Origin of the sequence: Salipaludibacillus agaradhaerens (assembly GCF_002019735.1) — a bacterium.
In the GTDB taxonomy this organism is placed as follows: Bacteria; Bacillota; Bacilli; order Bacillales; family Salisediminibacteriaceae; genus Salipaludibacillus; species Salipaludibacillus agaradhaerens.
Window position 1 is genome coordinate 1,178,142 of sequence record NZ_KV917378.1, and the last position, 26,389, is coordinate 1,204,530.

General features: G+C 37.9%; 23 protein-coding genes. 5 read left to right on the forward strand and 18 right to left on the reverse strand.

Translation table 11 applies throughout. The annotated features are described in order from the left end of the window. Nucleotides 1-172: 172 nt before the first annotated feature. The 12 genes from BK581_RS05700 to BK581_RS05755 form a co-directional block, all read right to left on the reverse strand. A complete protein-coding gene (locus BK581_RS05700) occupies nucleotides 173-1,546 on the reverse strand; it encodes a sensor histidine kinase (protein ID WP_078577267.1) in 1,374 nt (457 codons plus the stop codon). Beyond that, the gene (locus BK581_RS05705) at nucleotides 1,543-2,214 is read right to left on the reverse strand and encodes a response regulator transcription factor (RefSeq protein ID WP_078577268.1); all 672 of its coding nucleotides are present in this window, start codon (nucleotides 2,212-2,214) and stop codon (nucleotides 1,543-1,545) included. Before BK581_RS05705 ends, BK581_RS05700 begins: the two co-directional genes overlap by 4 nt. A gap of 271 nt (nucleotides 2,215-2,485) precedes the next feature. Beyond that, the gene (locus BK581_RS05710; protein WP_078577269.1) at nucleotides 2,486-5,491 is read right to left on the reverse strand and encodes an ATP-binding protein; all 3,006 of its coding nucleotides are present in this window, start codon (nucleotides 5,489-5,491) and stop codon (nucleotides 2,486-2,488) included. Next, nucleotides 5,481-6,719: a metallophosphoesterase family protein gene (locus tag BK581_RS05715; RefSeq protein ID WP_078577270.1), complete on the reverse strand. Its 1,239-nt coding sequence runs from the start codon at nucleotides 6,717-6,719 to the stop codon at nucleotides 5,481-5,483. The genes BK581_RS05710 and BK581_RS05715 overlap by 11 nt, the downstream gene beginning before the upstream one ends. Nucleotides 6,720-6,851: 132 nt before the next feature. Then, nucleotides 6,852-7,283: a hypothetical protein gene (locus BK581_RS05720; protein WP_078577271.1), complete on the reverse strand. Its 432-nt coding sequence runs from the start codon at nucleotides 7,281-7,283 to the stop codon at nucleotides 6,852-6,854. A gap of 230 nt (nucleotides 7,284-7,513) precedes the next feature. Further along, nucleotides 7,514-8,770 carry an ABC transporter permease gene (locus BK581_RS05725; RefSeq protein ID WP_078577272.1) on the reverse strand — a complete coding sequence of 419 codons (1,257 nt, stop codon included), beginning with the start codon at nucleotides 8,768-8,770 and terminating at the stop codon, nucleotides 7,514-7,516. Continuing rightward, nucleotides 8,763-9,662 carry an ABC transporter ATP-binding protein gene (locus BK581_RS05730; RefSeq protein ID WP_078577273.1) on the reverse strand — a complete coding sequence of 300 codons (900 nt, stop codon included), beginning with the start codon at nucleotides 9,660-9,662 and terminating at the stop codon, nucleotides 8,763-8,765. Before BK581_RS05730 ends, BK581_RS05725 begins: the two co-directional genes overlap by 8 nt. A gap of 302 nt (nucleotides 9,663-9,964) precedes the next feature. Further along, nucleotides 9,965-10,783 (reverse strand): zinc ribbon domain-containing protein, encoded by an 819-nt coding sequence (locus BK581_RS05735; RefSeq protein ID WP_078577274.1) that lies wholly within the window; start codon nucleotides 10,781-10,783, stop codon nucleotides 9,965-9,967. A 777-nt stretch (nucleotides 10,784-11,560) separates the two neighbouring features. After that, entirely contained in the window at nucleotides 11,561-11,995 is a 435-nt protein-coding gene (locus tag BK581_RS05740) for a PaaI family thioesterase (protein ID WP_078577275.1), read from the reverse strand. 223 nt (nucleotides 11,996-12,218) lie between these two features. Next, on the reverse strand, nucleotides 12,219-13,082 hold the full coding sequence (locus BK581_RS05745; protein WP_078577276.1) for a Cof-type HAD-IIB family hydrolase: 864 nt from the start codon (nucleotides 13,080-13,082) through the stop codon (nucleotides 12,219-12,221). Between the two features lie 118 nt (nucleotides 13,083-13,200). Then, the gene (locus tag BK581_RS05750) at nucleotides 13,201-13,554 is read right to left on the reverse strand and encodes a YlbF/YmcA family competence regulator (protein ID WP_078577277.1); all 354 of its coding nucleotides are present in this window, start codon (nucleotides 13,552-13,554) and stop codon (nucleotides 13,201-13,203) included. Nucleotides 13,555-13,686: 132 nt separating this feature from the next. Further along, nucleotides 13,687-14,826, reverse strand: coding sequence for a DUF445 domain-containing protein (locus BK581_RS05755; RefSeq protein WP_078577278.1), 1,140 nt, complete (start codon nucleotides 14,824-14,826; stop codon nucleotides 13,687-13,689). A gap of 337 nt (nucleotides 14,827-15,163) precedes the next feature. Here BK581_RS05755 and BK581_RS05760 point away from each other — a divergent pair, with 337 nt between their 5' ends. Both BK581_RS05760 and BK581_RS05765 read left to right on the forward strand, forming a co-directional pair. After that, nucleotides 15,164-16,069, forward strand: coding sequence for a PucR family transcriptional regulator (locus BK581_RS05760; RefSeq protein ID WP_078577279.1), 906 nt, complete (start codon nucleotides 15,164-15,166; stop codon nucleotides 16,067-16,069). A gap of 185 nt (nucleotides 16,070-16,254) precedes the next feature. Beyond that, the gene (locus BK581_RS05765; RefSeq protein WP_078577280.1) at nucleotides 16,255-17,346 is read left to right on the forward strand and encodes an ABC transporter ATP-binding protein; all 1,092 of its coding nucleotides are present in this window, start codon (nucleotides 16,255-16,257) and stop codon (nucleotides 17,344-17,346) included. A gap of 114 nt (nucleotides 17,347-17,460) precedes the next feature. Here BK581_RS05765 and BK581_RS05770 read toward each other — a convergent pair whose 3' ends face one another. The 4 genes from BK581_RS05770 to nadB form a co-directional block, all read right to left on the reverse strand. Then, on the reverse strand, nucleotides 17,461-17,661 hold the full coding sequence (locus BK581_RS05770; RefSeq protein WP_078577281.1) for an alpha/beta-type small acid-soluble spore protein: 201 nt from the start codon (nucleotides 17,659-17,661) through the stop codon (nucleotides 17,461-17,463). Between the two features lie 180 nt (nucleotides 17,662-17,841). Continuing rightward, nucleotides 17,842-18,942: a quinolinate synthase NadA gene (nadA, locus tag BK581_RS05775; protein ID WP_078577282.1), complete on the reverse strand. Its 1,101-nt coding sequence runs from the start codon at nucleotides 18,940-18,942 to the stop codon at nucleotides 17,842-17,844. A gap of 2 nt (nucleotides 18,943-18,944) precedes the next feature. Then, entirely contained in the window at nucleotides 18,945-19,790 is an 846-nt protein-coding gene (gene nadC / locus BK581_RS05780) for a carboxylating nicotinate-nucleotide diphosphorylase (RefSeq protein ID WP_078577283.1), read from the reverse strand. After that, on the reverse strand, nucleotides 19,787-21,289 hold the full coding sequence (nadB, locus tag BK581_RS05785; RefSeq protein WP_078577284.1) for an L-aspartate oxidase: 1,503 nt from the start codon (nucleotides 21,287-21,289) through the stop codon (nucleotides 19,787-19,789). Before nadB ends, nadC begins: the two co-directional genes overlap by 4 nt. A gap of 92 nt (nucleotides 21,290-21,381) precedes the next feature. On the opposite strand from nadB, the gene BK581_RS05790 reads away from it, so the two are divergent. After that, nucleotides 21,382-22,509 carry an IscS subfamily cysteine desulfurase gene (locus tag BK581_RS05790; RefSeq protein ID WP_078577285.1) on the forward strand — a complete coding sequence of 376 codons (1,128 nt, stop codon included), beginning with the start codon at nucleotides 21,382-21,384 and terminating at the stop codon, nucleotides 22,507-22,509. A 14-nt stretch (nucleotides 22,510-22,523) separates the two neighbouring features. Continuing rightward, entirely contained in the window at nucleotides 22,524-23,072 is a 549-nt protein-coding gene (locus tag BK581_RS05795) for a transcription repressor NadR (RefSeq protein WP_078577286.1), read from the forward strand. A gap of 10 nt (nucleotides 23,073-23,082) precedes the next feature. On the opposite strand, the gene BK581_RS05800 is transcribed toward BK581_RS05795, so the two are convergent. Together BK581_RS05800 and BK581_RS05805 are read right to left on the reverse strand one after the other, a co-directional pair. Then, nucleotides 23,083-23,811, reverse strand: a complete 729-nt coding sequence (locus BK581_RS05800) for an urease accessory protein UreH domain-containing protein (RefSeq protein ID WP_078577287.1) — start codon at nucleotides 23,809-23,811, stop codon at nucleotides 23,083-23,085. Nucleotides 23,812-24,037: 226 nt separating this feature from the next. After that, on the reverse strand, nucleotides 24,038-24,649 hold the full coding sequence (locus BK581_RS05805; protein ID WP_169837560.1) for a response regulator transcription factor: 612 nt from the start codon (nucleotides 24,647-24,649) through the stop codon (nucleotides 24,038-24,040). Between the two features lie 359 nt (nucleotides 24,650-25,008). On the opposite strand from BK581_RS05805, the gene BK581_RS05810 reads away from it, so the two are divergent. Continuing rightward, complete coding sequence (locus tag BK581_RS05810; RefSeq protein WP_078577289.1) at nucleotides 25,009-26,358, forward strand: cytochrome ubiquinol oxidase subunit I; 1,350 nt, start codon at nucleotides 25,009-25,011, stop codon at nucleotides 26,356-26,358. The last annotated feature ends 31 nt before the right edge of the window (nucleotides 26,359-26,389 follow it).

Consider the following 26,389-nt stretch of genomic DNA (forward strand, 5'->3'; position numbering starts at 1 on the left):
TAAAACACGGTATACGGTAAGTAACATTTTCGATCTTAGCTGATAAACATTTGGAAAGCGTTTCAACCTATAATAAAACCCTCTACTAGTAGACGTTTAAGTTGATACTGTCTTCTAGCAGAGGGTGATAATCGAGCTACTATAATAACCTCTTCACTCAATTAAAGATATTTCAGAGCTTCCCCTGATTATCTACAAGTTTGTTTCGTGGCAAAACCATTGTAAAAATAACCCCTTTATCAGCATTTCTGACTTGAGGATAGCCACCGTGTAGTTCACAAATTCTTTTAACAATCGCGAGACCTAAACCAAATTGGCCTTTATTCCCTTTACGAAAAGGTGTAAACACATGCTCTACTTCCTCCTCAGGAATAGGGTCACCGTTATTTGCCACATCGATAGCCACATGATAATCGCCTAAATCTCTCGCATTCAGTTCTATTGTGCTAACTGCATATCTCAAAGCATTTTCCACTAGATTCTCTAAAAGTACACGCAACTGTTCCTTATCTCCATAAATCATCACTTGGTCACCGTTAACTACTATATCCACATCTTCACGTGCGAGTCGAAATCTTTCACCCACATGATAACCGATTGACCCGAATGGAAACTCTCGCATTTCCATCGGCGCTTCTTTCAGAGATTCCAACTTCGTATAATACAGCATATCTTTCACGCGCTTTTCCATCCGGTTAGACTCTTCCAAAATAACATCCATTGTATTCTCAATATTCTCTTTTGGTAAGATCCCATCCTTAACAGATTGAGCATAACTTTTTACAACCATTATAGGTGTTTTTAATTCATGGGATGCATGCTGAATAAATGTTTTCTGTGCGGAATCATATTTAATTAAGTTTTGGCGCATTTTCTCAAATTGGTTTGACAGTTTTTCGAAGTCATCATCCCCTTCCCAATGGAAAGGTTCTTTCCAATTTCTTTCCGCTATTTGTTCAAAATGGTTCCCAAGGCTTGTAAGAGGTGATTTTAAGTAATGTTTCAACCAAAAGGCAGGTACTAGACTCATTAGGCTGGCAAACAGCATAATATAGCTCAATCGGCCCCACAGTCGATTCACCATTTGATCCCGATAAGTATCCCACATATATGAAATATGGTACATTTCACCACCAGTGGTATACACTTTATAAACGACATAAAATAGTGCCGCATCGTTATATGTGAGTTCATAACGACCTCTTCGTGTCATTTGACTTTGCGCTCTGTCTCCCATCTCTTGAAGAACTTCACTTGGCACAGGATCTCCTTCAATCGTGCCAAATTGATTCATTAAAAAAAAGTGGAATACTGATCGTTCCGCATCCCGTCTTTCGATAAAATCTAATTCAGTCTGAGGAGGCGCAAAATACTCTCCTTCTGGATTAGCGAAACGGTTCTGTTCTTGTTCAATGATTCTATACGTTTCTTCTGTCAACGTACTCTTCAAAGAGATGGGATAAATGACCCCAATTAAAAGAGCCACCATTAAAAGGATCGAAATAAACGAAAACCAAATCCGCTGTGTTAAATTCAAACGAATCATGAAGATAAAACCCTGTACCCGTAACCATATAACGTCTCAACATGAATCCGTGGGAGTTTTTTCCTTACACGACGTACAACATCGTCTACCGCCCGTTCTGAGCCGAAGTAGTCTGATCCCCAAACATATTCAATAATGGCTTCTCGAGAAAGGGCATTACCAAGGTTTGATGACAACAAGATCACAAGATCCATTTCTTTCGTTGTTAATTCAATCAATTCCTCTCCATCATGAACTGTTCGTGATTTCGGATCAATCACATAGCCATTCAATTCGATGGCATCTTCTTCCTGAACTTCCGGTGGATAAACACGATTTAATAGCTTTTTAGCTCGGATTAAAAGCTCTTCCGGTAAAAAAGGCTTAGCTAAATAATCGTCACTCCCAAGTTCTAAACCAAGCACACGATCTAAATCTTTGTCCCGTGCTGAAATAAAGATTACAGGTGTATCAGCTTCACTTTTTATTGCCTTCAATAATTGATAGCCATCCATACCTGGAAGCATAATATCTAATATCCACAAATGTGGTGGTTCAGAGATATGATCATACGCCACTTTACCGTCAGTAAAATGCGTCACCTGCCACCCTTCTTTTTCCATATATGCTCTAATTACTTCTCCTAGATTTTCTTCATCTTCAACTAAATATACGCGATACTCGCTCATACTCATCATCCTTCATTTATTATTTACTCACACACGGCTTTTGATTGAAAAGGAAAGTCGTTTGTCACATCACTTGTTTAGTCACTCAACGTTATACTTTAAGTGATGATTTTTTTGTTTGTTGTCCTTCATAGCAACAATGATTTGTTACAAAAAATAGGCAATTCGGCCTGTGTACAAAAGAAGGTTATCACGTTTAGTTTAATATAAAATCTCTAGAAAATGAAATAGAACGACATTTTTACATATAATTCAGACACAATCCCTCTTTTCAGCGATAAAGTGAATGAACTTCAACGTTTTTAAAGGCTCTTTGCCACTCTTGATTTAAATGCTCATGACATGTGAAGAAAAGAATTTGTCTTTCATTAGATATTTCTTTCAATAACGAGATAAGTTGATACCTTCTTGGTTTATCCATATTGACAAATGTTTCATCCATAAAAATGGGACTGCAAGTTTCCATAACGTCTTCTAAAGCTAGGGCCAATCTTATAGATAAATAAAGTAATTCTCCCGTACCTCGACTAAGTTCAGAGGGGTCAAAGCGTTGGCCGTCTTCTCTTTCTACAATGAATCGTTCTTCTCCTAATGGTGCAAATAATTGTGTATAACGCCCCTCGGTCAAGCGTTTGAATAGTTCGCAAGCTGTCTGAACAACTTTTGGCTGTCGTTCTGTTTCATAAATATTTTTCACTTTGTGAATCATATACTGAGCGGTTTGAATCACGGCCCATTCTTTCACCATATGATTAAATTCACCCTTTAAAGCTATAAATGTTTGCCGTTTATCTTCGTAAGTCCCGCTTTCTTCTAATTCTTTCAACGTTAATGTAATCGATGATAGTTCGGTCATGATACCTTTTTTCTTCTTTTCAAGTTCCGTTACTTTTTCTTGAAGCTGTCTTTGCTTCTCATGACTATCGATGTCTTGTTTAATGATATCGTCAAGTAAAATTGCTCTATTTTTTTCATTTGGAACTAGCGTCACAATCTGAAGCCAAAGCTGATTCTTCCTTGTCAATTGGGCTTTTTGTTGATTATATTGATGTGCTTTCCTTCTAAATGCTTCTTCATTTGTAACATGAGCAAGACCAAAAAGATTTGTTAACGAGATTGCGATCTGTTCACGTTCTTTTTGTACCTTCGACATTAAATCTTCGTGAACGGAGAGTTTATCACGTACTTGACTTCTATTCTTTTCAGCTTCCTCTTCCTTTTCTATAAATTCTGTCAACGCTTTGACCTGCTTATCAATAGTCATATCACACTCCTGACTAACATAGTTAGCCACTAACCACTCAGTGGTCGCTTTATAGTCTGACACTTCGTTATTTAATCGACGCAGATTTTCTTTAACAGTTTCATATTCTTTCGTAATCCTTTGCCATTCCTTTAGTGCTTCAATGAGGTGAGCATAAAAGAGTAAATCACGATTAGGTGGCATCTTAGTGATTTTACACCACTCGTCCAGCTCTGTATTAAACGCTTCCCATTTTTCCTGTAGCTCTTGCCAGTCATTTTCACATTGCTGTAATTGGGTATTGAGAAACGTGACGTTTTGATTAATCGTGTTAACATGTCCAGCTTTATCATTATGAAGGGCTAAACGTTGTTCAGCATAAAGATAAGCTTCTTTTGAAATGTCGCCTTGAGGGTTGTTAAATGTCGCCATTTTTTCATCATGAGCTTTTAAATCTTTGAGCAACTGCTTTATTTCATCTCGTGATCTCTTCTCGGTAGCCCATGTTAAGCTGCTGCCTATTATAACTAGAAGGGTTAAAGCCAGTGTAATGGACCAATTAGTATTGACATATCCGACTATTGTTCCTACTGCACATAATCCCGTCAAGCCCATAAGTGTTAACTTTTTAATCTGTCCTGTTCTTTTTACTCTGCTCCACTCTTTTTCAAGCCATTCTCTTTGTTTCAAAAGCATATTATACTCTTGCTTGCGCAGCTTTTTCTCACTTTCTGAAGAAGTTAATCTTTCAAGTTCTTTTACTTCTTCAGGAGCTAATAGGTGCTTATACTCACTATCTTTTTGTTCTTCTGCAATCTCTTTTTCTCGTTGTACCTTTCGTCTTTCTTCCGTTAAATGGTCTTCTGTCGTAAGGAGTGTTTGCCATCGGGTCTTCAACATGTTGAATTTATCTAAATGATAATTCGTCACATGTGCTGAGTTAAAAAAAGTTCTTGGGAGCTGCCATTCATCTTCAATTTGTTGGCGTTGTTTAAGTAACTCTTGTTCAGTGTATCGAGATGCTTTCAGATCTTCTATTATCTTCTCCTGCAATGGCCACTTATTAATGACTGATGTCATCTTACGTTTTAAATCAGCAGATATATTAGCATCTGTTAAGGTATGGAGTTTTTTTGTTAATTCTGCTATTTTCTCATTTTCATAAGACATTAACGCTTCTTTTTCTTCTAATTTATCGGAGAGTTGTTCGAGCCTACTAAGCCCATCTTCTGGGAACTTTATTTCCTCTATATCTTCTTGCTGATCAGCCGTTAGTGCGTTCCATTCTTTTACAATCGGTTCTAAAGTTTTGTAATGATCATAATACCGGATGTCTATATGAAGTTTTTTTTCATCTCGTTCTAAATGAGCAAGCTCTAATTCTAACTCTTGTTTAGTTGCCTGTAGCTGTTCATAGTTATCTAGTTTTGTTTCCCATTCTTTTATCTCTTGCTGTGTGTTTTTGAGTTTTTCTGCAAGGATGTTCAAGTCTGTTTTTTGTCCCCTAGGTTTAAAGAGCTTTCCCGATGCTTGCTGTAACGATTTATCTAAATAATTGAGTGACGATGCGCCTACCATACTTGCATCATATAGATAATGATTCAAGTCATCAGGATTTAAATCTTTCATCCCTTGAAGACCATCTAAATCAAAATGAAAAATTCCTTTAAATGTGGCTAAATCCATCCCTTTCAGAAGTTTATGTAAATCCTCTTCATTACCAGTACGCCCATCTGGATAACGAACAGAAAGGCTTCCCTTGTTCGTCCTTCCTCCGACTCTTTCTATCTTAATTCCGTTATAGGAGGGAGTGTCAATCGTGAGCATGCCACCATATTTATCTGTTTCTCTCGGTCGATAATGGCTTTCACGTTTAGAAGGAAAACCGAATAGAATAGCATTTATGAAAGCCATCAATGTTGATTTCCCCGATTCATTATAGCCGAAGAGTATATTAATCCCATCATTATTTAGATCAAATCGTTTATTAACCCACTTCCCGAAGCCATATATATAGATGTGTTTAATCTTCATACGTCTTCCCTTCTTCCAACAAAGCTGTTACGATCATTGTTTCTGCTTTAGTGAGTATCTCTTCTTCATCCTCTTCTGTCAACTGTTCAACAAACGGGGCGATTTTTCGGTGATTTATTAAGGAAGATAAGCTTTCTTTCCATGAGTCGTTATGTGAAAGGTCTTCCCTTACACGGATAACATCTCCAATAATGTGATCTTTGTGTCGCCATTTTTCTCTAATAATTTCTGGAGCGGTGTTCACAGTAAGTTTATCTATCCAAATAGAGTCATACTCCAGCTCTTCTTGAAGGATGTCCATTAAATCTTCTTGTACTTTCTTTTTAATTAACGTTTCGTGCAATACACCAGGACCTGTGAAATATAAATGAATCATATACATGTGAGAAGACGATAAATGAGTTATGGTATCTAAAGTATAAGCCATGAGCTCATCAATCGATTTCATGTCATTAACCTTTACAGTGATGTCCTGCCATTGAACGGGACCTGTCCCAAAGAAAGTAAAAGTGGTGGTTGTTTTCGTCATCTCCACATAATAAGCCCCTTTTTCTCCTTGTTCTTTTCGATGACATCCTTGGATATTTCCGGGGTAAATGACAGGTGGATGTGAGTTAATGACTTGCCGTTTATGTACATGTCCTAACGCCCAATAATCAAAGCCTACATTTTTCAAATCTACAGTTGAAAAGGGCGCATACGGGTCGTGGTCAACCAGTCCATTTTCCTGACCATGAAGTAAACCGATATGGTAAGCCTCATCTTCCTTAAGCTTTTTAAATAACGGTACGGGATCATTCATGAAAGCTCGTTCTGGATAACTAAAGCCATAAATAATAGCGCGTTCTCCACTTTGGGTAGTGTGAACAGTACGAGACACATGTGTAGGGAAAATATGTACATTCTCAGGCATAGCAATCAGTTGCTCCTTTTGAATAAGCGGATCATGATTACCATGGATCACATATAAGGTAATATTGGCCTGGTGAAGCTTTTCAGCCTGTTGTTTAAAGAACCATTGAGCATGAATGGAACGATCTTCTTCATGATAGACGTCCCCACTCACTAGAACAAAATCTACTTTTTTTCGAATGGCTTCTTGAACAATCGCGCTAAAGGACTCATAAGTAGCACGAATCGCACGATTAACCATAGCTTGATTCATTAGTTTAGTCATTTGAAAAGGTCGCCCAAGGTGTAAATCAGCACAGTGAATAAAACGTATCATCGTTCTCCTCCTTTATCCTATTTAAAATTATACCATAAAAGCGAATGAATGTTCGTGTCACTCACGTTTAAAAATATAACACAATTAAAAAATCGATCCTAGAGGGATCGATTTTTTAATTTAGTAGATGTTTTAAAAATACGGAATGGCTGCTAATGCTGTTAGCGCTGCTAGCGGTAAAATAAGTCGCTGAAATCGTCGCGGTCGGTATGGGGGAAACGGGCCAGGTCCATATGGAGGGTAAGGGCCATAACCAGGTGGCCCAAATGGCGGTCGCGGTCCATATGGGGGATAGGGGCCGGGCCCGTAACCTGGTGCGAATTGACGATGCATATTATCTTCGTAGCCAGCTCCAGCACCGTAACCAAATCCTTGTGGCATACCTTCATGGAAAGATGAGCCTTCAGGCATCATCGATTCACCGCTTGTTGGAACGGCCAGAGAAATATGATCATCATTTACTGATTCAACTATCCCATCATACTGTCTCCCATCGGTTGTCGTAACTAACACATAGCGATGCAAATGGTTCTCACAGTGTTTTTTAATGTCTTGAATGTTCATTGTATCGCCTCCTTCTCTGCCCAGTTTATTCAGCGCATGCCTAAACGTGACATAAAATTGAGAAGAAGATCATCGTTATTTTATCGCCATCAACGACTGCTATATTCTACATTTTAATGAAGAAGTTGGTACTGGACCTGTATGACCGTTCTGCTCATCGCTAAGTTGAAACCATAGTAATTATTACACTCATAGTATCATGTAATAAGATCACTTTATCTCCTTAATGTCTATCTGGGCTTATTTTTTTTACCCAAAACTAACGCTTGTTTAATGTCTTTTAAAGAAGATGTCTTCCCATAAAGAAGCACACCACCTTTATAAATTCTAGCGCCAATAATGCCTAAAACACTAATAGAGATCACTAAAAGGCTAATCCCCAAAATCATTTCCCATATAGGAAGATCTAACATCCCAAACCGAAGAAACATGACCATTGGTGTAAAAAAAGGAATATACGAGGCGATCGTCACAATAGTTGAGTCTGGTGATGTTAAGCCAAACATAGAAATGAGAAAAGCCACGACAATAATGAGTGTAAGTGGTGTAATTAACTGGTTAACATCTTCAATGCGACTTACTAAGGAACCAAGTACTGCAGAAATTGTAGCGTAAAATAAATAACCTAATACAAAAAAAATAAAGGCATAAAAAAGTATCGATAAAGGCACTTCTTCAACTGAAAGGAGGTCACTTACAACTCCTCCTGAAACGATATTCTCACGTATTGAAGCAACCCCAACTACTAATATAAGTAAAAATTGCACGATACCTAACAGTGCAATCCCTGATATTTTAGCAAATAGTTGAATGACGGGATGGACGCTCGAAATAAGAATTTCCATCACGCGTGATGACTTCTCAGTTGCTACTTCAAGGGCAATCATATTACCGTAAGCAATGACAGAAAAATAAATAACCACGACAAGAATATTAACTAAAAATCGAGCTGTATTTAGTTCAGTCTCTGTTTTAGCTGTTTCACTTAATGCTTCAATATTGAATGATACAGGGGTATGTAAGATATGTAATTGTGCCTCTTCAATCCCTAATTTTTCTGTAGCTCTGGCTACTTTTACAAGTTGCAACGCCTGTTCCAATTGTTGAGCTGTCCCTTGATCTGCCATTGTGAGCGCACGATAATTGGCTTCTGGAAGGCCTGCTTCGTTCAACGTTAATAAGAGCAACCCATCCCACTTCCCATCAATCACTTCCTGTTCTGCTTGAGAGATGGTTAATTCTATTTTTTCAAGAGTATAGTCATCTGCATATACAGTCGACTCTTCTTCAAGTTCAAAATAAAGCACCTCCTCCTCTGCTATGACAGCAATTTTATCTACTTTTTCCTCCTCGACAAACGCTATTATACGGTCGATGTTCGTAATACCACCTACAACAAATAAGGTGAGGAGCGTAGAAAAAATAAAAGATTTGGATAACACTTTGTATCGAAACGTATGTAGCATAATAATGAAAAATTTAGTCATAAGAAGCTCCCGCCTTCTCAATAAAAATATCATGTAATGACGGTTCTTCCAGATGAAATTTCCGAACAAACCCACGTCCTTGTATAAGCTTAAATAGTTGCTGCGACACTTCCTCGCTTGCTACTTGTAATTCTAGTCCACCAGTATGTGCTTTCCAGTTAATCACACCATCTACTTTTGTGAGAAAAGACAAATCAAAATCTGCTAAAACGCTCACACTTTTCTTACCAAAATCCCGTTTAATATCTAGCAAACGGCCTGAAACAACAGGTTTTCCATCATGGAGAATACAGAGATTTTCACATAGCTCCTCAACATGTTCCATTCTGTGTGAGGAAAATAAAATCGTTTTACCTTCTTCTTTTAAATCCTTCACCGCATTTTTTAATAGTTCAACATTCAGGGGATCTAAACCACTAAAAGGCTCATCAAGAATAAGTAATTCGGGAGAATGAATAACTGACGTAATAAATTGCACTTTCTGTTGATTACCTTTTGACAGCTCACCGACTTTTTTGTTAATATAATCGCTAATTTTAAACTTTTTGGCCCATTTCTCAAGCTCTAATAAGATCTCGTGCTTTTTCATCCCTTTCAATCTACCCAAGTATATAAGCTGCTGCTTAACCGTCAGCTTTGGATATAAGCCTCTCTCTTCCGGCAAGTACCCGATTAAATGACTAGTATGGTAGTTTAAGGCCTGTCCTTTCCATGTTATGTCACCTTCTGTCTGAGCAATTAAACCTAGTATCATCCGAAACGTCGTTGTTTTACCAGCTCCATTCACCCCTAGTATGCCAAACATCTGATTTTTTTCAATATGCAATGTAAGATTATCAACAGCAACCGTATCATTATATATTTTAGAAACGTTTAATAATTTTAATGACATTCATATTCCTCTCCTTCTCCTTTAACATATCAAAAAAAATGACCTTCTTGCTATATGTTTATTATCCGGCAGACCATATTAATGGAAAAGTCATGAGTTTTATATAAACTGCTAGTTATGGCTTTGGAAAAGCGAAGTATCAACTTTAATAACCTCTTCGGCTAACAATTATGAAAGGGTAACAACATAATGACGTTGCCCCCCCCCCTTTGTAGTCACAACAGACAAAAAATCGCCTGTCCTTTCAAAACTCTAAAAGGGCGGCGATTTGTATGTCACGTTTTGCTTTCATAGACGCATATTTATAAGAAAGGGTTATTTCTCAGAAACATATCAGCGTATAAATCAATTGTGAGTGTTTCAAATATAGCATAACCAGCAAACACGATTATCACTGCAAAAATTGGATCAAAGCTTACTTTCGTTTCATCTCGTAATGTAAGTAATGCAACAATCGCCGCCATATATAGTCCAATCGTAATAAGCATATCCAAAATCAGGATTAACTGTAACATACCAGTAAAATTAAGGATAAAATAAGCGGCAGTTACTACTATTATGACTGTATAAAGAGTGCCATAGCGAGCCACCACATCGTGAAAAGAAATCGTTTCTGCTTTCATCACAAATTTTAAAACAGCGAATAATAAAGCAGCTACCACTAATGATGATATAATAAGATAGAAAAATGGCTGGATGAAATAGTCAACAAAACTTACATTTGATGATATATATGCGTTAGAACGATTAACCAAATAACTACTTAATGCGAACAATAATGCATAAACAGCAATATTAATGTAGCCGAAAATGAAATCACTCGGGCGGTTTTCTACACTTCGTGCCAGTGGTGCCTTGAGCGATTGCAAAAAGAAGTTCCAATAGTTTGCCGCTGTTTCTTTTGTTTTTTCTACATATTCGTTTGCTTGTTTACTACTCGTTGACTCCTCAACCGAAGCTTCAACAACATCATCGCTTTCAGCTGTAGTTGCAGCTGTTTCTTCTTTTTCAAAAGCTTCAAGAGAACGATCTACTCCTTCATTCCCCTCAAGTGATTCACCACAATTCGTACAAAATTTGTCCTCAGTCTTTACCTCATAGTCACATTTTTGACACGTCATCTAATCTCTCCCTATTTTTATATCAATTTATAATTACAACACTCAATCGCAGTCTCTCCCTATTGACATATCGAATATAAAAAAGTCATTAGCCATTGCTTTTATTGAGTGATTGGAATTAGGTACCTAGCTATTTCTGTATGTTGAAACACGTTTTATAAGCACAAAGGTTTCAGAAACAACATAAATTATGCAATTCGATCGTTGTATAAGGAAATTATTATGTAGTTAAGTATCATATTCCCATTTCAACATAACACTTTACAATTATACTATAAGTTTCAGTAATTAAAAGTTCTTTAACTAAAATAGTATTATTTACCTCTAAAACGTTATTTATTATAAAAATAGGTATTTAAAACTAGACTTAAATGCCTATTCATATAAAAATAGAAACATGCCTTATTCTCACTTATGCGATGCTATCAATTCGTCATATTCTTATGTACCCCTTTAACAGAAAATCCTTTTTTTAACTTTTATCTCACACTTAAGGGGCAGTAAAACCCCCACCTGAAAACTTAAGAAGATCGAAAAGTTTAGGTCGAGGATAAACTGCTCCTAAAGGTCAGATAAGTTAAACTAACAATCAGTGGGGGGTGAAAGAAAACTCCCACGGATTGAAGCTTAGCATTATATCTTTCTTAAGATCCTAATATGTTATTCATTTCTTCATTTTTTTGAATATTTTTATTTCAAACTTTAACTTAATGGAGTCCATCCCCTTTTGTATAGCAACAAAATTCGTACAAAGGGATGAGGGACGCCCTCCTCATTTTATGCTTTACCTTGAGAGTAGAAAGTTCCTGTTATTTTATTAAGAAGTTGGGCTTTATCATTATGTATTGTGCATTCAACAAATTGAACATGTCCACCTTTCCTAATAAATGACGCTTTTGCAGTGAGGGTACCTGATGTAGCTGTTTTTATAAATTGTGTTTTTAACTCAAGAGTGACTGACGGCTCGTTATTAAAAGCGGCGCACAAATGCCCCATAGCTGTATCAGCAATATAGGCCATGATACCTCCGTGTATATAGCCAAGTTGATTGTACATAACGTCCGTAATAGGGACGACTAATGTAACAGTTTCCTCCTTTTCATCATAAATGAATTCAAAATCCATAAGTGAATATAAAAATAAGTCGGGGCTCGCATTATTATGAGCTTGAACCGCTTTTTTCGTTTTATTTATCATTATTTTCTCATCCATTTGTTCCACTCCTTTTTTACACATCTTCTTTCATTATAACGCGAGAGAATGAAAAAAAGGAAAGCCGTCCTTATAGAATCTACTACAAAAACTGAAAAGTCAGTGCTGTCTAGTTTGACAAGCACTGACTGAATAAAATTGATTACTAACGGCTATTATTAAAAAAGGAGGCGTGTAAATGTACATGTCCTCCCTGTCAAACATTCGTATATTAAAGGGATGTCTATCTCAATTCTCTTACATGATTATCTACACGGAGTTGTTTTCTGAACACTTCTTTAACCATATACCCTACACCATTCTGATCATTCGAACGCGTAATCCAATTAGCAGCATCCTTTACTATCTCTGGGGCATCACCGATGGCTACCCCCAACCCCGCTAACTGTATCATATCCTTATCTCTTATATCCGCTCCTACAGCAACCATTTCATCTGGTGAGATTCCGAGTTTGCTACCGAGATACTGCAGGGCAAGAGCCTTTGACGCATTTTCATGGGTAATAGATAATGCCCCTTCTTTATTACTTACAAGCTTTATCCCTTTAACAGTTTCTTGTAATTCGTCAAAAGCGTCTTCTTTTTCTCGTTTGTTCCAAAAATGTACTTTAATATTTAATACACTTAAGGGCTGATCAATTAATCGATGACTTGGTGATTCAACATAGTATACTGGGTAAAACAATGGATCAGTCAATTGCATTTGCATTCTGCCGATCAATTGATTTTTTTGACGAGTTTTATTAGCAATCACATATTTTTCATGGAATAACCGGAAATGACAATGATAATTTTCAAGAATATCAACAATTTGATAAACAGTATCAGCACTTATTCTCCGCTCAAATATAGGCTCTTTCACATCGGCTGCTAAAAATGCCCCCTCGTGTGTGATCAAGAAAGGTGCAGGTAATTTTAATGTTTTGGCTATCTTTCTTGCTGATAAGAAAGCTCTTCCTGTTGCAAGGGTTATATAAACACCCTTTTCTTTGACATAATCAATAGCTTCCTTTGTCTCCTTTGTTAATCGAAAATTCGATTTTAAAAGGGTGTCATCGATGTCTAACGCAAGTAAGCGATATGCCATGGTTGTATCCCCCTTAATTCAGTGTTGATACTATATATGAGCGGCAACGAATGATTAGAACAAAAGGCACCCCGTATTTGACGGGATGCCTTTATGAAACAGTTTTATTTTTTGCTGATTAGCCTTCTTGGTCCACACCATATAGTTCTTCTAATGGCTCAGTAATAATTTTATTTAATTCACCAACCATTTGACTCATCCGCTGTTCTTCTTCCATTAACTTTGAGATAACATCATGTTGCTGAACGAGTTCAAATTGCTTCTGAGCACTTTGAATTTCTTCTTCAGAGATTTGTTCACCTTGCATTTGTTTTTGTTGAAGTTCCATTTGAACTTGGCGGAAATTATCGAGCATGCGCTTAGCAACCTCATCATTGTTTACTTCATTGTGTAAGTTGCGGAGCTTTGTGAACTCCTCGCTCTCTTTTAATTCGCGTGCCAACTCATTTGCTTTGTCGTAAGGGTTTCCCATTTCAATTGTCCTCCTTAAAGTTATATGTATGTGTTCATACATCACAGTCCATCTAGCTTAAATTTCAACATACCTTGGACTCTTAAACGACTATAACATGAATGAACTACAATTTCATACCGTGACGGATATTCAGATGAAAAAAAGCACGATAATCCCTTGAAAAAAACCAACTATACCACCAATAACAGCACCAAGAATAGCAATCATCTTTAACTCCCGTTTCGCTATCATAAGAAGCATGTCCTCTAACCTCGCTATTGGAAAAGCATTTACTTCAGCGGTTACAATATCTTTAATCCCAATTTTTTTTATAAACGCTTTTAAATAGCGAGATAAGATAAGCGAAACCGTTGTCATGACGGAGGGAAGTATGATATCTATCATAATAGGTTGATATTTGTGGCCCCACGTATTCAACGGCTCTTCCCACTCTCCTACTATCGGTGTATGTCCAACAATACCTTTACTAAATGCTTTTATATTTTCTTCAATTTTCTCACTGGCTATAAACGCAGAAGGGGGTTTAGCTAACGCAACTTTCCATTCATTTTCTAATAATTCCGTTAAAAGCCTCTCCGTCTCATCCTTTTGCAAGAAAAAAATAAGTTCTTTCGTAATAATTGAAGAGAGAGAAAAACGATGGGCCATTTTCCCCATTAAACCAGTGAAACTCCCTTTAGATTCAAAAAAGCCCCCTACCATTTTTTCGATTTGCTCGGTTCCTTCATCCGACCTTAAATATTCTTCAGCCTTTTTTAAAATTTTATTAGACAAACCTGGAATTCTTCTAGTCAAGTCGTGCTGCCATGACTGGGGCACCCACTCATTAAAAGGGCGATGTTCATACTCATAAATCCAAGAAAGAATACGTGTTTCCAGACCATTCTCTACTGCTTGCCTAACCCTTTTCATCTGATCTTTTTTGTCTACATGCATTTCGAGCCATTCATCCAGCGTTCCTTCATTCTTAAGAAACTCTTCTATTGCGTTAGTTAAACGTTCTTCAAACTCACTTAATAAGAGACCTTCTTTCACCTGCTTTTGAATGCCTTCTGGTGTGAGAAGGTGTTCTTCCACTGTCTTCCCTAATTTATCCGCAATTTCTTCCCGGCGTTTAGGTATAAGGCCAGGTGTAAATGGTACACGTAATGTCCCTACATTTATGGCATTATAAGGTCGAAACAGCATCCGTATAGCAATAATGTTTGTCCCGCCCCCTACAATAGCGCCAATGAGTATTAATAATCCGAGTAACAACACGTTCGACATGATGATCCCTCTCTATTCCCCATGTATGTGGTGTTTTGTCGTTTTTATGGAATCGCATTTTGCTACATTTATTCCCTAAATACTCTTTTTTTAATCTAACTATAAACACGCCTCTGTCTTTCATGGTTATGCCGAACATGTTACGATAGATTAAAACGCATACAGTCCCTTTAGGGTGATAATGGTTTGTTTACTCATTTTTAAAATAAAAAGCAGTTCTTTTATTTTAACAAAAACTTACTCGTGAAACTATTCATTACTAGCATGATAATTGCTACAGATGACTAATCCCACCCTAATGTAGACCGTTCATGAAGAAAAGAAAGGATTAACTGCTATGTATGACCGACTCCATCATTTTTATCAACATGCTCTTGCACTTGACAATACACCGGCTCCCGATAAGTTAACGCTACATTTCCAAAATGATAGGCCAAGACAACTCGTGCTTGATAAATCTAAACTTTCACAAGCAGAAATAGCTCTTTTAAACACGTTATTCCATACAAATGTTGCTGTACACCACCAGGTAACTCAAGAAAACGAGTGGCTATACGAGTGGTTAATAAATGGTCATAGCCCTCCTAAACATAAGCTGGAAAGGTTAACCCCTCCCCCCTTACGTTGCATTCATTTTTCTATTAAAGGGGAGATAAATGAAACTGATGCATTTATAGAAGCCATTAAAAATGTGTTTCCTTCCGTGACGAATTTGTTATGGAAATCCCGTACTGAAGGGGTTTTACTTCAACATTTACCTGAGGACACTGTTGAGGAAGAATTATCAGTGGAATCAATTATTGACACACTTGCTACTGATTTTCTCATCCAAACCTCTTTCTTTATTGGGTCTCCAATTGATTCGCCCCATTTATTGTATGAACGTTTTAAATGGGAGACGACACTTTATGACGCAGTAAAAATGACTTTCCGTAAAAAGTCCTTTTTTTACGAACAGGAAATTGTCACTTATTATTTGCTTCATCACATACCTGAAAGCACGTTAAAGCTTGTGTCTACAATGCTTGACTCAGTGATGAATGACAGAGAATTGATGCATTCTATCAAAACATATTTAGAGTGCAACATGAATACATCCTTGGCCGCAAAAAAAATGTATATTCACCGTAACACGTTACAGTACAGAGTTGACAAATTTATTGAAAAAACGGCAATCGATATTAAGCAATTTGCCAATGCTGCCGCAGTTTACCTTCTAATACTCCGCTTAGAAGCAAAATAATTAACTCGTTTATATTCAACAGCAAATGACAGTTAAAATAATGCCCTAAAACTGTAAACGTTTGCAACATGCACAAAAATAGCCTCTTATTTTGTGCACATCGTCAATAGATATGTAACCCCTTTCAGGCTATACTTTAGTTAGTTATTTAAACAAACATAATTAGCTTCGGGAGGGAATTTTCAATGGCAGATATTAAATTTGATAGTCTTTACAAGATTTATGATGGTGATGTCCAAGCTGTTACTGATTTTAACCTAGATATTGAAGACAAAGAATTTATCGTATTCGTCGGTCCATCAGGTTGTGGTAAATCTACCACGTTAAGGATGGTGGCTGGTCTAGAAGATATTTCTAAAGGTTCTCTTTACATAGGAGAGGACAAAGTGAATGATGTAGCTCCTAAAGACCGAGATATTGCAATGGTTTTCCAAAACTATGCCCTCTATCCTCATATGAATGTTTATGAAAATATGGCGTTCGGTCTAAAATTACGTAAGTTTAAAAAAGAAGATATTGATCAACGTGTTAAGGAAGCTGCACGCATTCTTGGCCTGACAGAAATGCTCGATCGAAAACCAAAAGCAATGTCAGGTGGTCAGCGTCAACGTGTAGCACTAGGCCGTGCCATTGTTCGTAATCCTAAAGTATTCTTAATGGATGAGCCATTATCTAACCTTGATGCTAAGCTGCGTGTGCAAATGCGCTCAGAGATCATTAAACTTCACCATCGTCTACAAACCACAACGATTTACGTAACACATGACCAAACAGAAGCGATGACAATGGCTTCAAGAATTGTTGTTATGAAAGATGGGTTTATTCAACAAGTTGGAGCACCAAAAGACATTTACGACTACCCTGAAAATGTGTTTGTTGGTGGCTTTATTGGGTCTCCGGCTATGAACTTCTTAAATGGGTCGTTAAAAGACGGCAACTTCTATGTTGGTGAATTTCCTGTGAAAGTACCTGAAGGGAAACTAAGAGCTTTGACTAAATACAATAATAAAGAATTAATCTTAGGTATTCGTCCAGAGGATATCCATGATGAGCCAGTATTCCTTGACGCCTCTGAGAATTCTAAATTTGAAGCTACTATTGATGTAGCAGAATTAATGGGAGCGGAGTCTTACCTCTATTCAAAAGTGAGTGATCAGGACTTCATTGCTCGTGTGGATTCCAGAACGGATGTACAGAGTGGTAATAAAATCCAGTTAGCTTTCGATATGAATAAAGCGCATTTCTTCGACCCTGAATCTGAGCTGCGAATTCGATAATTATATTTAGCCCTCTCATCTATTCCATGAGAGGGTTTCTACTTTAAATAGACAATTAGAACAGCACCCATTCGTATAAAATGGGTGCTGTATACAGCCATGTTTTCAGTTAAATTATTGTTGTCCGCCAAATTGTTGTTCTGCCATCTGTACTAATCGCTTAGTGATTTCCCCACCTACAGAACCGTTTGAACGGGAAGTTGCATCAGGACCTAATTGAACACCAAATTCCTGAGCAATTTCATATTTCATTTGATCTAATGCTTGTTGTACCCCTGGAACAACAAGTTGGTTTGAACTATTGTTATTAGCCATGTTTCTCACCTCCTGTCGTAAACATAGTTTGTAACAATTGCAGTAAGCTATGTACGACAATTGATAACAATATTTAGAAAGACAAAAGGCAAAAAAATGACGTTGTTTTCGTTTATCTTTTATAAAATAGGGAAGCTTTATAGAGCATAGTCAGTGACAGCTCATACTTCAGTAAGTAACTTATAAGTGCAGCATTCTTTCGATAGCAAGCGTTGCCTCATCTGCAATATTTTTATCTACCTTAATTTCGTTCATAATGTTACCTTTATAAAGCTCATCTAAGACCCAGACTAAATGAGGCAAATCAATACGATTCATAGTTAAACAAGGGCACATATCACTATTTAAAGAAATAATTGATTGTTCTGGAAACTGTTTCATGAGACGTTTAACTAAATTCATTTCTGTTCCGATTGCCCATTTAGTGCCTTTTGGTGCCCTTCCAATTTGGTCAATAATAAAAGAAGTAGACCCAGCTAAATCGGCAGCCTGTGTGACCTCCCAAGAGCATTCAGGGTGGACGATAATCTGACGTTCCGGGTCCATTTTTCGATAATAGTTGACATGGGAGAGTGTGAAATTTTGATGTACTGAACAATGTCCTTTCCATAATAGCATCGTGAAATCCCGTGATGTGTCGCCTTCTAAACAGGCCATAGTTGGATCCCATACTGCCATATCTTCTAAAGCAATTCCTAAATCGTAGGCCGTATTGCGGCCAAGATGCTGGTCGGGTAAGAAAAGAACTCGCTGTTTCTGCTTTAATGCCCAGCGCAGCATTTTTTTTGCATTTGAGGACGTCACTGTGGCTCCCCCGTGCCTTCCTACAAAAGCCTTGACCTCTGCTGAAGAGTTAACGTACGTTAAAGGGATGATTGTATGGCCAAACTTGTCTGTTAAATACTCCCAAGCGGTATCTGCTTCTTTTCGAGTAGCCATATCAGCCATTGAACAACCAGCCCTCAAATCAGGAAGAATCACTTTTTGGCTAGAGTCTGTCAGCATATCAGCTGTTTCAGCCATAAAATGAACACCGCAAAATACAATGTATTCAGCTTGTTTATTTTCCGCCGATATTTTTGCTAATTGAAGTGAATCTCCTGTTTTATCAGCTAATTTGATGATTGTATCTTTTTGATAATGGTGACCAGGCATGAACAACCTATCAGCCAATTGTTGTTTTCGTATTTTGGCTTGAAATAAAAGGTCCGCATCCTCCGCTTCTTTATAGGATGGAGGAAGTATTGATTGCACTTGACTGAGAACATTATTGATATACATTGTTACCCCCTACCTTTCATCACGATGTTAAAACTAATATCTAGAGATGGAGCTGAGTGTGTAATGTAGCCCAGTGAAATCACATCAACTCCTACAGTTGCATACTTGGATATCATGTTAAGTGAAATGTTACCTGATACTTCTACCATCATGTTATTTGGAATAAGTTTCACCCACTCTGCCACGTCCTCAGGAAGGCAATTATCGAGCATAATGACATCCACTTCCGCTGCAATAGCTTCCTTTAGCTGTTCTAATGTTTCGACTTCAACTTCTATTTTCACCATGTGACCGTGTGTTTCTCTTACTAAATTGACAGCCTTTGTTAGCGAGCCGGCTCCAGCAAGGTGGTTATCCTTAATCATGACAGCATCATCCAAGGCAAATCGATGATTTCGGCCTCCGCCACAACGTACAGCATATTTCTCTAACATTCTTAATCCTGGTGTGGTTTTGCGTGTGTCACAAATACGGGCTTTCGTTCCATTAGTTTGATTCACTGCTTCTCGAGTTAGCGTTGTAATACCAGATAACCGTTGGATAAGGTTTAAAATAACTCTTTCAGAGGCTAACAAGTCTGTCATTTTCCCAGACACTTCCGCTATCTTTTCACCACTTAATACATTTTGACCATCTTTTTTAAACATTTTTATTTGAATGTTAGGGTTAATCGTAGAATAAGCCTCTTCAATAATGGCCTCTCCACAAAAGTAACCAGAACTCTTCGCCATAAATACGCCTGTTCCAGTATCGTTGACAGTAAAAATAGCGTCGGACGTTTTATCGCCAAACCCCACATCTTCTTGAAAAAATTGTAATAATTTCTCCCTTAAAGCTAACTTATTCACGAACCGATCACTCCCTCAATGTCTTCTCTAAAGTGTGCACCACAGCTGACGTCATTTCTTAATGCGGCCTCTGCAACTAGTTTTGCAGCTAAAAGCATATGTGCTACTTCAACTTGTTCTTTTGACATAAAAGCACTTGTCTGACTAAAATTATTTGGTAAGACATGGTGCACCCAGTCAATGAATGATCGAAGTGCGCTTTCATTTCTTACAATTCCCAACGCTTCATCAACACGTTTTTGAATCTTCTTTTTTGCTGGTGCTTCCCAAAATGCCTTATAAAAAGAGCTTATGACACTTTCATCTGAAGAAGGGTAATGAGACGGTTGTTCACTTGATGCTTGAAGAATTGCTTCACCTGTACGTTCTCCAAAGACCAGTGATTCCAGTAGTGAATTACTTGCTAGACGATTAGCCCCGTGTACACCTGTACAAGCCACTTCTCCTACAGCATATAATTGGGCAAGGGATGTTCTGCCATTTTCATCAGTTTCCACTCCTCCCATATGAAAGTGGGGGCCTGGAAGAACTGGAATGCTCCCTTTAGTCCAATCAATGTTTGCTAATTCACAAAGCTGCACGACTTGAGGAAATTTAGTATGAAAAGAATGAATGCAAGATATATCTAAAAAAAGACTATTTCCTTTGCTTATTTGCTCATGCATTACACGGGCAACAATATCTCTAGGAGCTAAATCACTCAATGAATGGCCTTTTGACATGATGGGTTCTCCTAACTGATTAACAAGCGATCCTCCCTCTCCTCGTATCGCCTCGGAGGCAAGACCGCAAAAAGAGACGTCTCCCTTTATAAGCGTCGGATGAAATTGAATAAACTCTAGATCTGTTAAAGTCGCTCCTGCTCGAGCGGCAACAGCTAATCCATCCCCACATAAATGAGTATCATTGCTCGTATGTGTAAACAAACCACCTATTCCTCCTGTAGCAAGGACTGTATGAGTCGCTTTTACAATCGTCAGCTTTCCCTTCTCATTTAAAAACAAAGCTCCACAACATTTTTCACCCTCTACAATTAACTGAACAACTGTCCAATGAGTATGAAAAGACACTCTACCTTTTAATCTGTCTATAAAGTAACGCATCATTTCTTTACCGGTACGATCTCCTCCCACATGTGCAATCCGGCGACAGCTATGTGCTCCCTCTCTCCCCAAATCAAGTGTGCCTTGTTCAGTTACATCAAATTGAAGCCCTTCATTCATCCACTTCTGTAAACGGCTTTTACCTTCATGAGCTAAAATATGTACCATTTCAGAGTCATTTTTATTACCACCTGCCTTCCTCGTGTCTTCTATATGACGATTTGGTGAATCATCATCTCCAAGCGCCGCTGCAATCCCCCCTTGTGCTTTCCATGAATTACCTTCTTTCTGCGAACGCTTCGTCACTATCATCACCTTTTTGCTATCTGCAATCGTCAAAGCTGTCATGACACCTGCAAGCCCTCCACCAATGATTAATACGTCCGTTTGTTCCATATTTTAACCTCAATCCTGTTTTTATGTCTTGACATCTATCTTTACACAAACTTAAACTGATGACAAGACATTTGTAAAGGCAGTGATAGATAATGATCTATTTAGACCATGCAGCAACAACCCCAATGTCCGATCAGGCAAAAAAAACGTGGCTTGAAGCAAATGATGTTTTTTATGCTAATACAAGTAGTTTACATGAGGCCGGCACTCACTCTGCTAAACTCCTCATGACATGTCAATATCAATTAGCGACTTTAGTAGATACAAAAGAAGACGGGATATTTTTTACGAGCGGAGGCTCGGAAGCTAATATTCTCGCTCTAGAAAGCTTATTTTCGGCTAACCGTAAAAACGGCAACCACGTCATTACATCCGACATCGAGCATCCTTCTGTGTTATCGTTCTTCAAGCGTTTAGAAGCTTTAGGAGTGGAAGTTAGTTATGTTAAAGCAAAACAAAATGGACGAGTCTGTGTCACCAGTGTTATTAAGGCCCTTCGTTCCGATACGTGCCTCGTCTCTATTCAACACGTCAATTCAGAAACCGGGATTATCCAACCTGTAGCTAAAATAGGTGAATACCTGAAAGAGCGATCGACTGTCTTTCATTGTGATTGTGTCCAATCATTTGGTAAAATTTCTGTAACGTTAAATAACCTTCATGCAGATGCCATCTCGATTTCTTCACATAAAATATACGGTCCAAAAGGAGTTGGTGCTGTTTGTTTTGCACCCAATACGCTATGGAATAGTATCCATCCTTTAACAACTCATCAACGTGGTTTTCGACCAGGGACACTTGATATGCCAGGTATAGCTGCTTTTATTAATTCTGCTCTTGATCTTCATTCACATTTAGAGGAGAATTTAACTGACAGTTGGGAGAAGCGTCAACATTTTTTGAATGCATTATTCCCCCTTAAAGATAGGCTTTCAATTATTTGTGCATCTGAAGAACACCAGCTCCCCACAATTATTGGCCTTTCAATTGAGGGAGTTCAAGGAGACTATATGTTAGCGAGTCTCGATCGCTATCATATCTGCATCTCAACTGGGAGTGCCTGCCAGTCAATGAAAGCAACACCACCTGCTATTATGGATTCTTTTTTTAAAACAGAGGTAGAGCAGCTACGCTTTTTTAGAGTATCGTTAGGTATCTCGACAACATTCGAAGAATTAGAATTTACTGCCAAAAAAATCATACAGATAGCGGAAAATTAAAAGGAGAGAGCGACATGTTAAGTAAAAAGAAGTGGCTTGGTGAGGAAAGACGCACTGAAATCATGATGGTGCTAAAAAAAAGAAATCGCCCAATAAAAGGCGGAGAATTAGCTGATCAGTTAAATGTAAGTCGGCAAGTAATTGTTCAAGATATTTCCCTTTTGAAGGCTAAAAACATGCCAATACTTGCAACCAGTCAAGGATACATACTTGATAATACGATCCTTTCCCATCAGGCACATACTCAATTGGTTGCCTGTTACCATCCTCCAGAGCGTGCCGAAGAAGAGCTCCTTCTATTAGTGGACCAGGGCGTTCGTGTTAATGATGTAAAAGTAGAGCATCCTATTTACGGGGACATTACAGCTAATATTATGGTAAGTAATCGTAAAGAAGTGTATCAGTTCCTTGAAAAAATGAAACAAACGAAAGCAAGCTACTTATCGGAGCTCACTAACGGTGTTCATTTACATACTTTAGAAGCAAATCAAGAGAGTGATTTATACGATGCGATAGAAGCCCTTCGCCAAGAAGGTTTTTTGCTTACAGGAGAAACAAAATAATGAGATGTTACTACCAGAACGTTAACACATCCATTATGCCAATTAAAATAATCAAGATGCCAGCCGTTCGCTGAACATACAGTCCGAGCCGGCGACCTTTTTTAAGTATCATGCCTCCAAACCCTAAATACCAAATAATGAAGATAACAATTAGTAAGGGAATTGATGTTCCCAATGCAAACAAAGGAGGGAGGAAAACACCGTAGGCTGTCGTCAACGTAAGCGGAATAAGTAAAGAGAAATAAAGTATCGCCATTGTTGGACAGAAACCGAGTGAGAAACTGAATCCAAGCATAAAGGCGCCCCAGTGGCCCTTTCCTTTAGTCTTTTCTACGGGCTTCCACAATCTTAAATGCCAAGTCATTTTAAATAAACCTAGCATATACACACCAATAAAGATTAATAAGGGGCCAATCAATTTTCGCATAGGTTCAAATAGTAACGGTAATTGTTGTTGAAATTCCTGTCCTAGTAAATAAATGACAAGTCCTAAGCCTGAAAAAGCAGTGATTTTTCCAAGTATGAAAAACAACGTCTCTCGCCACGCAATTCCCTGCTTGAGAGAATTCGTTCCATATAATGTAATAGCACTGACATTTCCTGAAAATTGGCAAGGTGCAAGGGCCCCGACTAAACCTAGAAGAAGGGCAAATAAGATGGGAATGGATTCTACACGCGTCGCTACATTCATAAAAGGATCACGTAAAAAATGACTAATGCTTTCTACTATCTCAAACATCTCTTAACCTCATTTCATAAAAAGAACCTTCAATCAGTCGGTGTTTTCGTTCATCCCCCACTGATTGTTAGTTGAGTGAATCAGAACATTAACGTCTGTTATCTCTTCCTCTCAATTTTTAGGCGGAAGTTTTACGGACAATGATCTGTGATAAAACAACGTACTCTAGCATCATTTTAGCATAACTAATGCCTGATCAACTTCGTATGATTTGAAGAAAACAGCCCTATAAAGAGCCCAATCGTTTAGCCCACTCAATCCACTCATGGTTTTTATCGATATTTAATTTCTTTTTAATATTCCTCCGGTGGTTCTCTACTGTTTTCACAGAAATATTCAGCAATTTCCCAGTGTCACTGACAGAATATCCCCGAACTTTCAAGTTAAAAATTTCTTCTTCTCTCTTTGTTAGCACTGTACTAACTGACCCTACCTTTTTCGCCTCATGGCCATACATGCGTAGTACCACACGCTCTCCTCGGATCACTTGCTGAAAGAACATCATTAATTCATCTAATGAGGCGTATTCATAAAAAATACCTTGTATATCATTATCTTTAAATGTCAGCTCTAACTCCCCCGAATTCCCTGGACACATAAAGATTTTTTTGGCTTGTATCGGTTGGCCTTTCAAGACTGATAGCACGCTTCTTAAACCTCCTGTACCAGGTAGCCTCTCGTCAATCACAATAAGATCAAAAGAGTATTTTTTTAGCGATTGAATCAGCTCAGATGGTGAATCAGCTACCACCATAGATGTCACAGAATGGACATCTTTAATTAATTGAATTAAACCATATCTTAAAAGCTGATGCTCGATACCTATAAGTAGTTTCATGAGATTCATTCTCCCTAATTGTATGTTTCGTTTAAGTTGAAACAATTGTAGTATATGGTGTAAATGTATCAACTTCAGCATACAAGTGCAAGGCGATACCCTTTCAATGATAAAGCACGTAAAATTGCACAACTTGTTCAAAAAACGCTCACAAATTCACAATAATATAAGGGTAAACACCTATCAACGAAACTCTGAATATTTATTACTATTTACACAGTGCAAAACAAATGATAGAGCTACTGAAAATGAATGGCCTTTTTCTGAAGTGGGTAAAGGAAAAAACAAATCCTTTGTCTCTTTTATGCTTTTTTCCACTAATTAGGTTGCAGATAAATGGTTAGGAAAGGGTGTTACGTATGTTTTTTGAGTATGATCCGGTGATTTACAGTCGTATATTGACTTATGTCACACTAGGATTTCATGTTATTTTTGCCACAATAGGGGTAGGAGTTCCTCTACTGATAGCTATTGCTGAGTGGATGGGTATTAAACGAAATGACCCACACTATACATTACTTGCAAGACGATGGGCTCGTGGTTTTGTCGTGACAGTTGCTGTTGGCGTTGTAACTGGTACAGCCATCGGTCTTCAACTGAGTCTATTATGGCCAAACTTTATGCAGGCCGCTGGCCATACAATCGGCTTACCAATGTTTATGGAAGTATTTGCTTTCTTTTTTGAAGCAATATTTTTAGGTATTTATTTATATACATGGGATCGCTTTAAGAGTAAGATGAAGCACTTTTTATTAATAATTCCAGTGGCGATCGGTGCAACAGCCAGTGCATTTTTTATCACGACAGTCAATTCATTTATGAATGCACCGCAAGGGTTTGAAATAGTTGATGGCGTTCTTCAAGATGTTAGTCCACTCGCAGCTATGTTCAATCCAGCAACACCGACGAAGATTTCACATGTTATTTTAACCTGTTATTTAACCAGTGCATTTATTCTTGGGACCATTGCCGCCATTCATATTTTAAGAGGGAACAAACATGTTTATCATAAAAAAGCACTTCATTTGACGATGGTAACAGGAGTCATTTTTGCAATGGGGTCATTTCTTGTAGGAGATTTATCTGGAAAATACCTTCATGAATATCAGCCTGAAAAATTAGCTGCAGCAGAATGGCATTTTGAGACTGAAACTGAAGCACCATTAATTATCGGAGGTATATTAACCGATGATAACGAAGTAAAATATGCTCTAGAGATCCCATATGCACTCAGTATATTAGCTGGGGGAACACCAGATACAGAAGTTATCGGATTAAATGATTTCTCTGAAGATGTTCTGCCGCCATTATTTGTTCATTACTTCTTTGATTTGATGGTGTTCATAGGTATGTTTCTCGCCGGAGTTTCACTATTATTTATTATAATGAGCATGAAAAAAGGTTGGAATCCCTTCAATAAGCTCGTTACATGGCTCATTATTATCGGTGGCCCGTTATCTATGGTAGCTATCCAATCAGGCTGGATCTATGCAGAAGTAGGACGTCAGCCATGGATTATTAACGGTGTTATGACCGTTGAAGAAGGTGCTACGACATCACCTCATGTCGATCTTATGCTTTGGTTATTTATACTTCTCTATGCCGTTTTAGGTGTCACGTGTGCCGGTGTATTAAGAAAAATGTTTAAAAATAACCCAGTAGAACATGAGTTAGAAGAACGTGGTCTCAGCCATAAAACTGCCCAATAATACTAAATTTGAGTGTCATTAAAATGAGTCA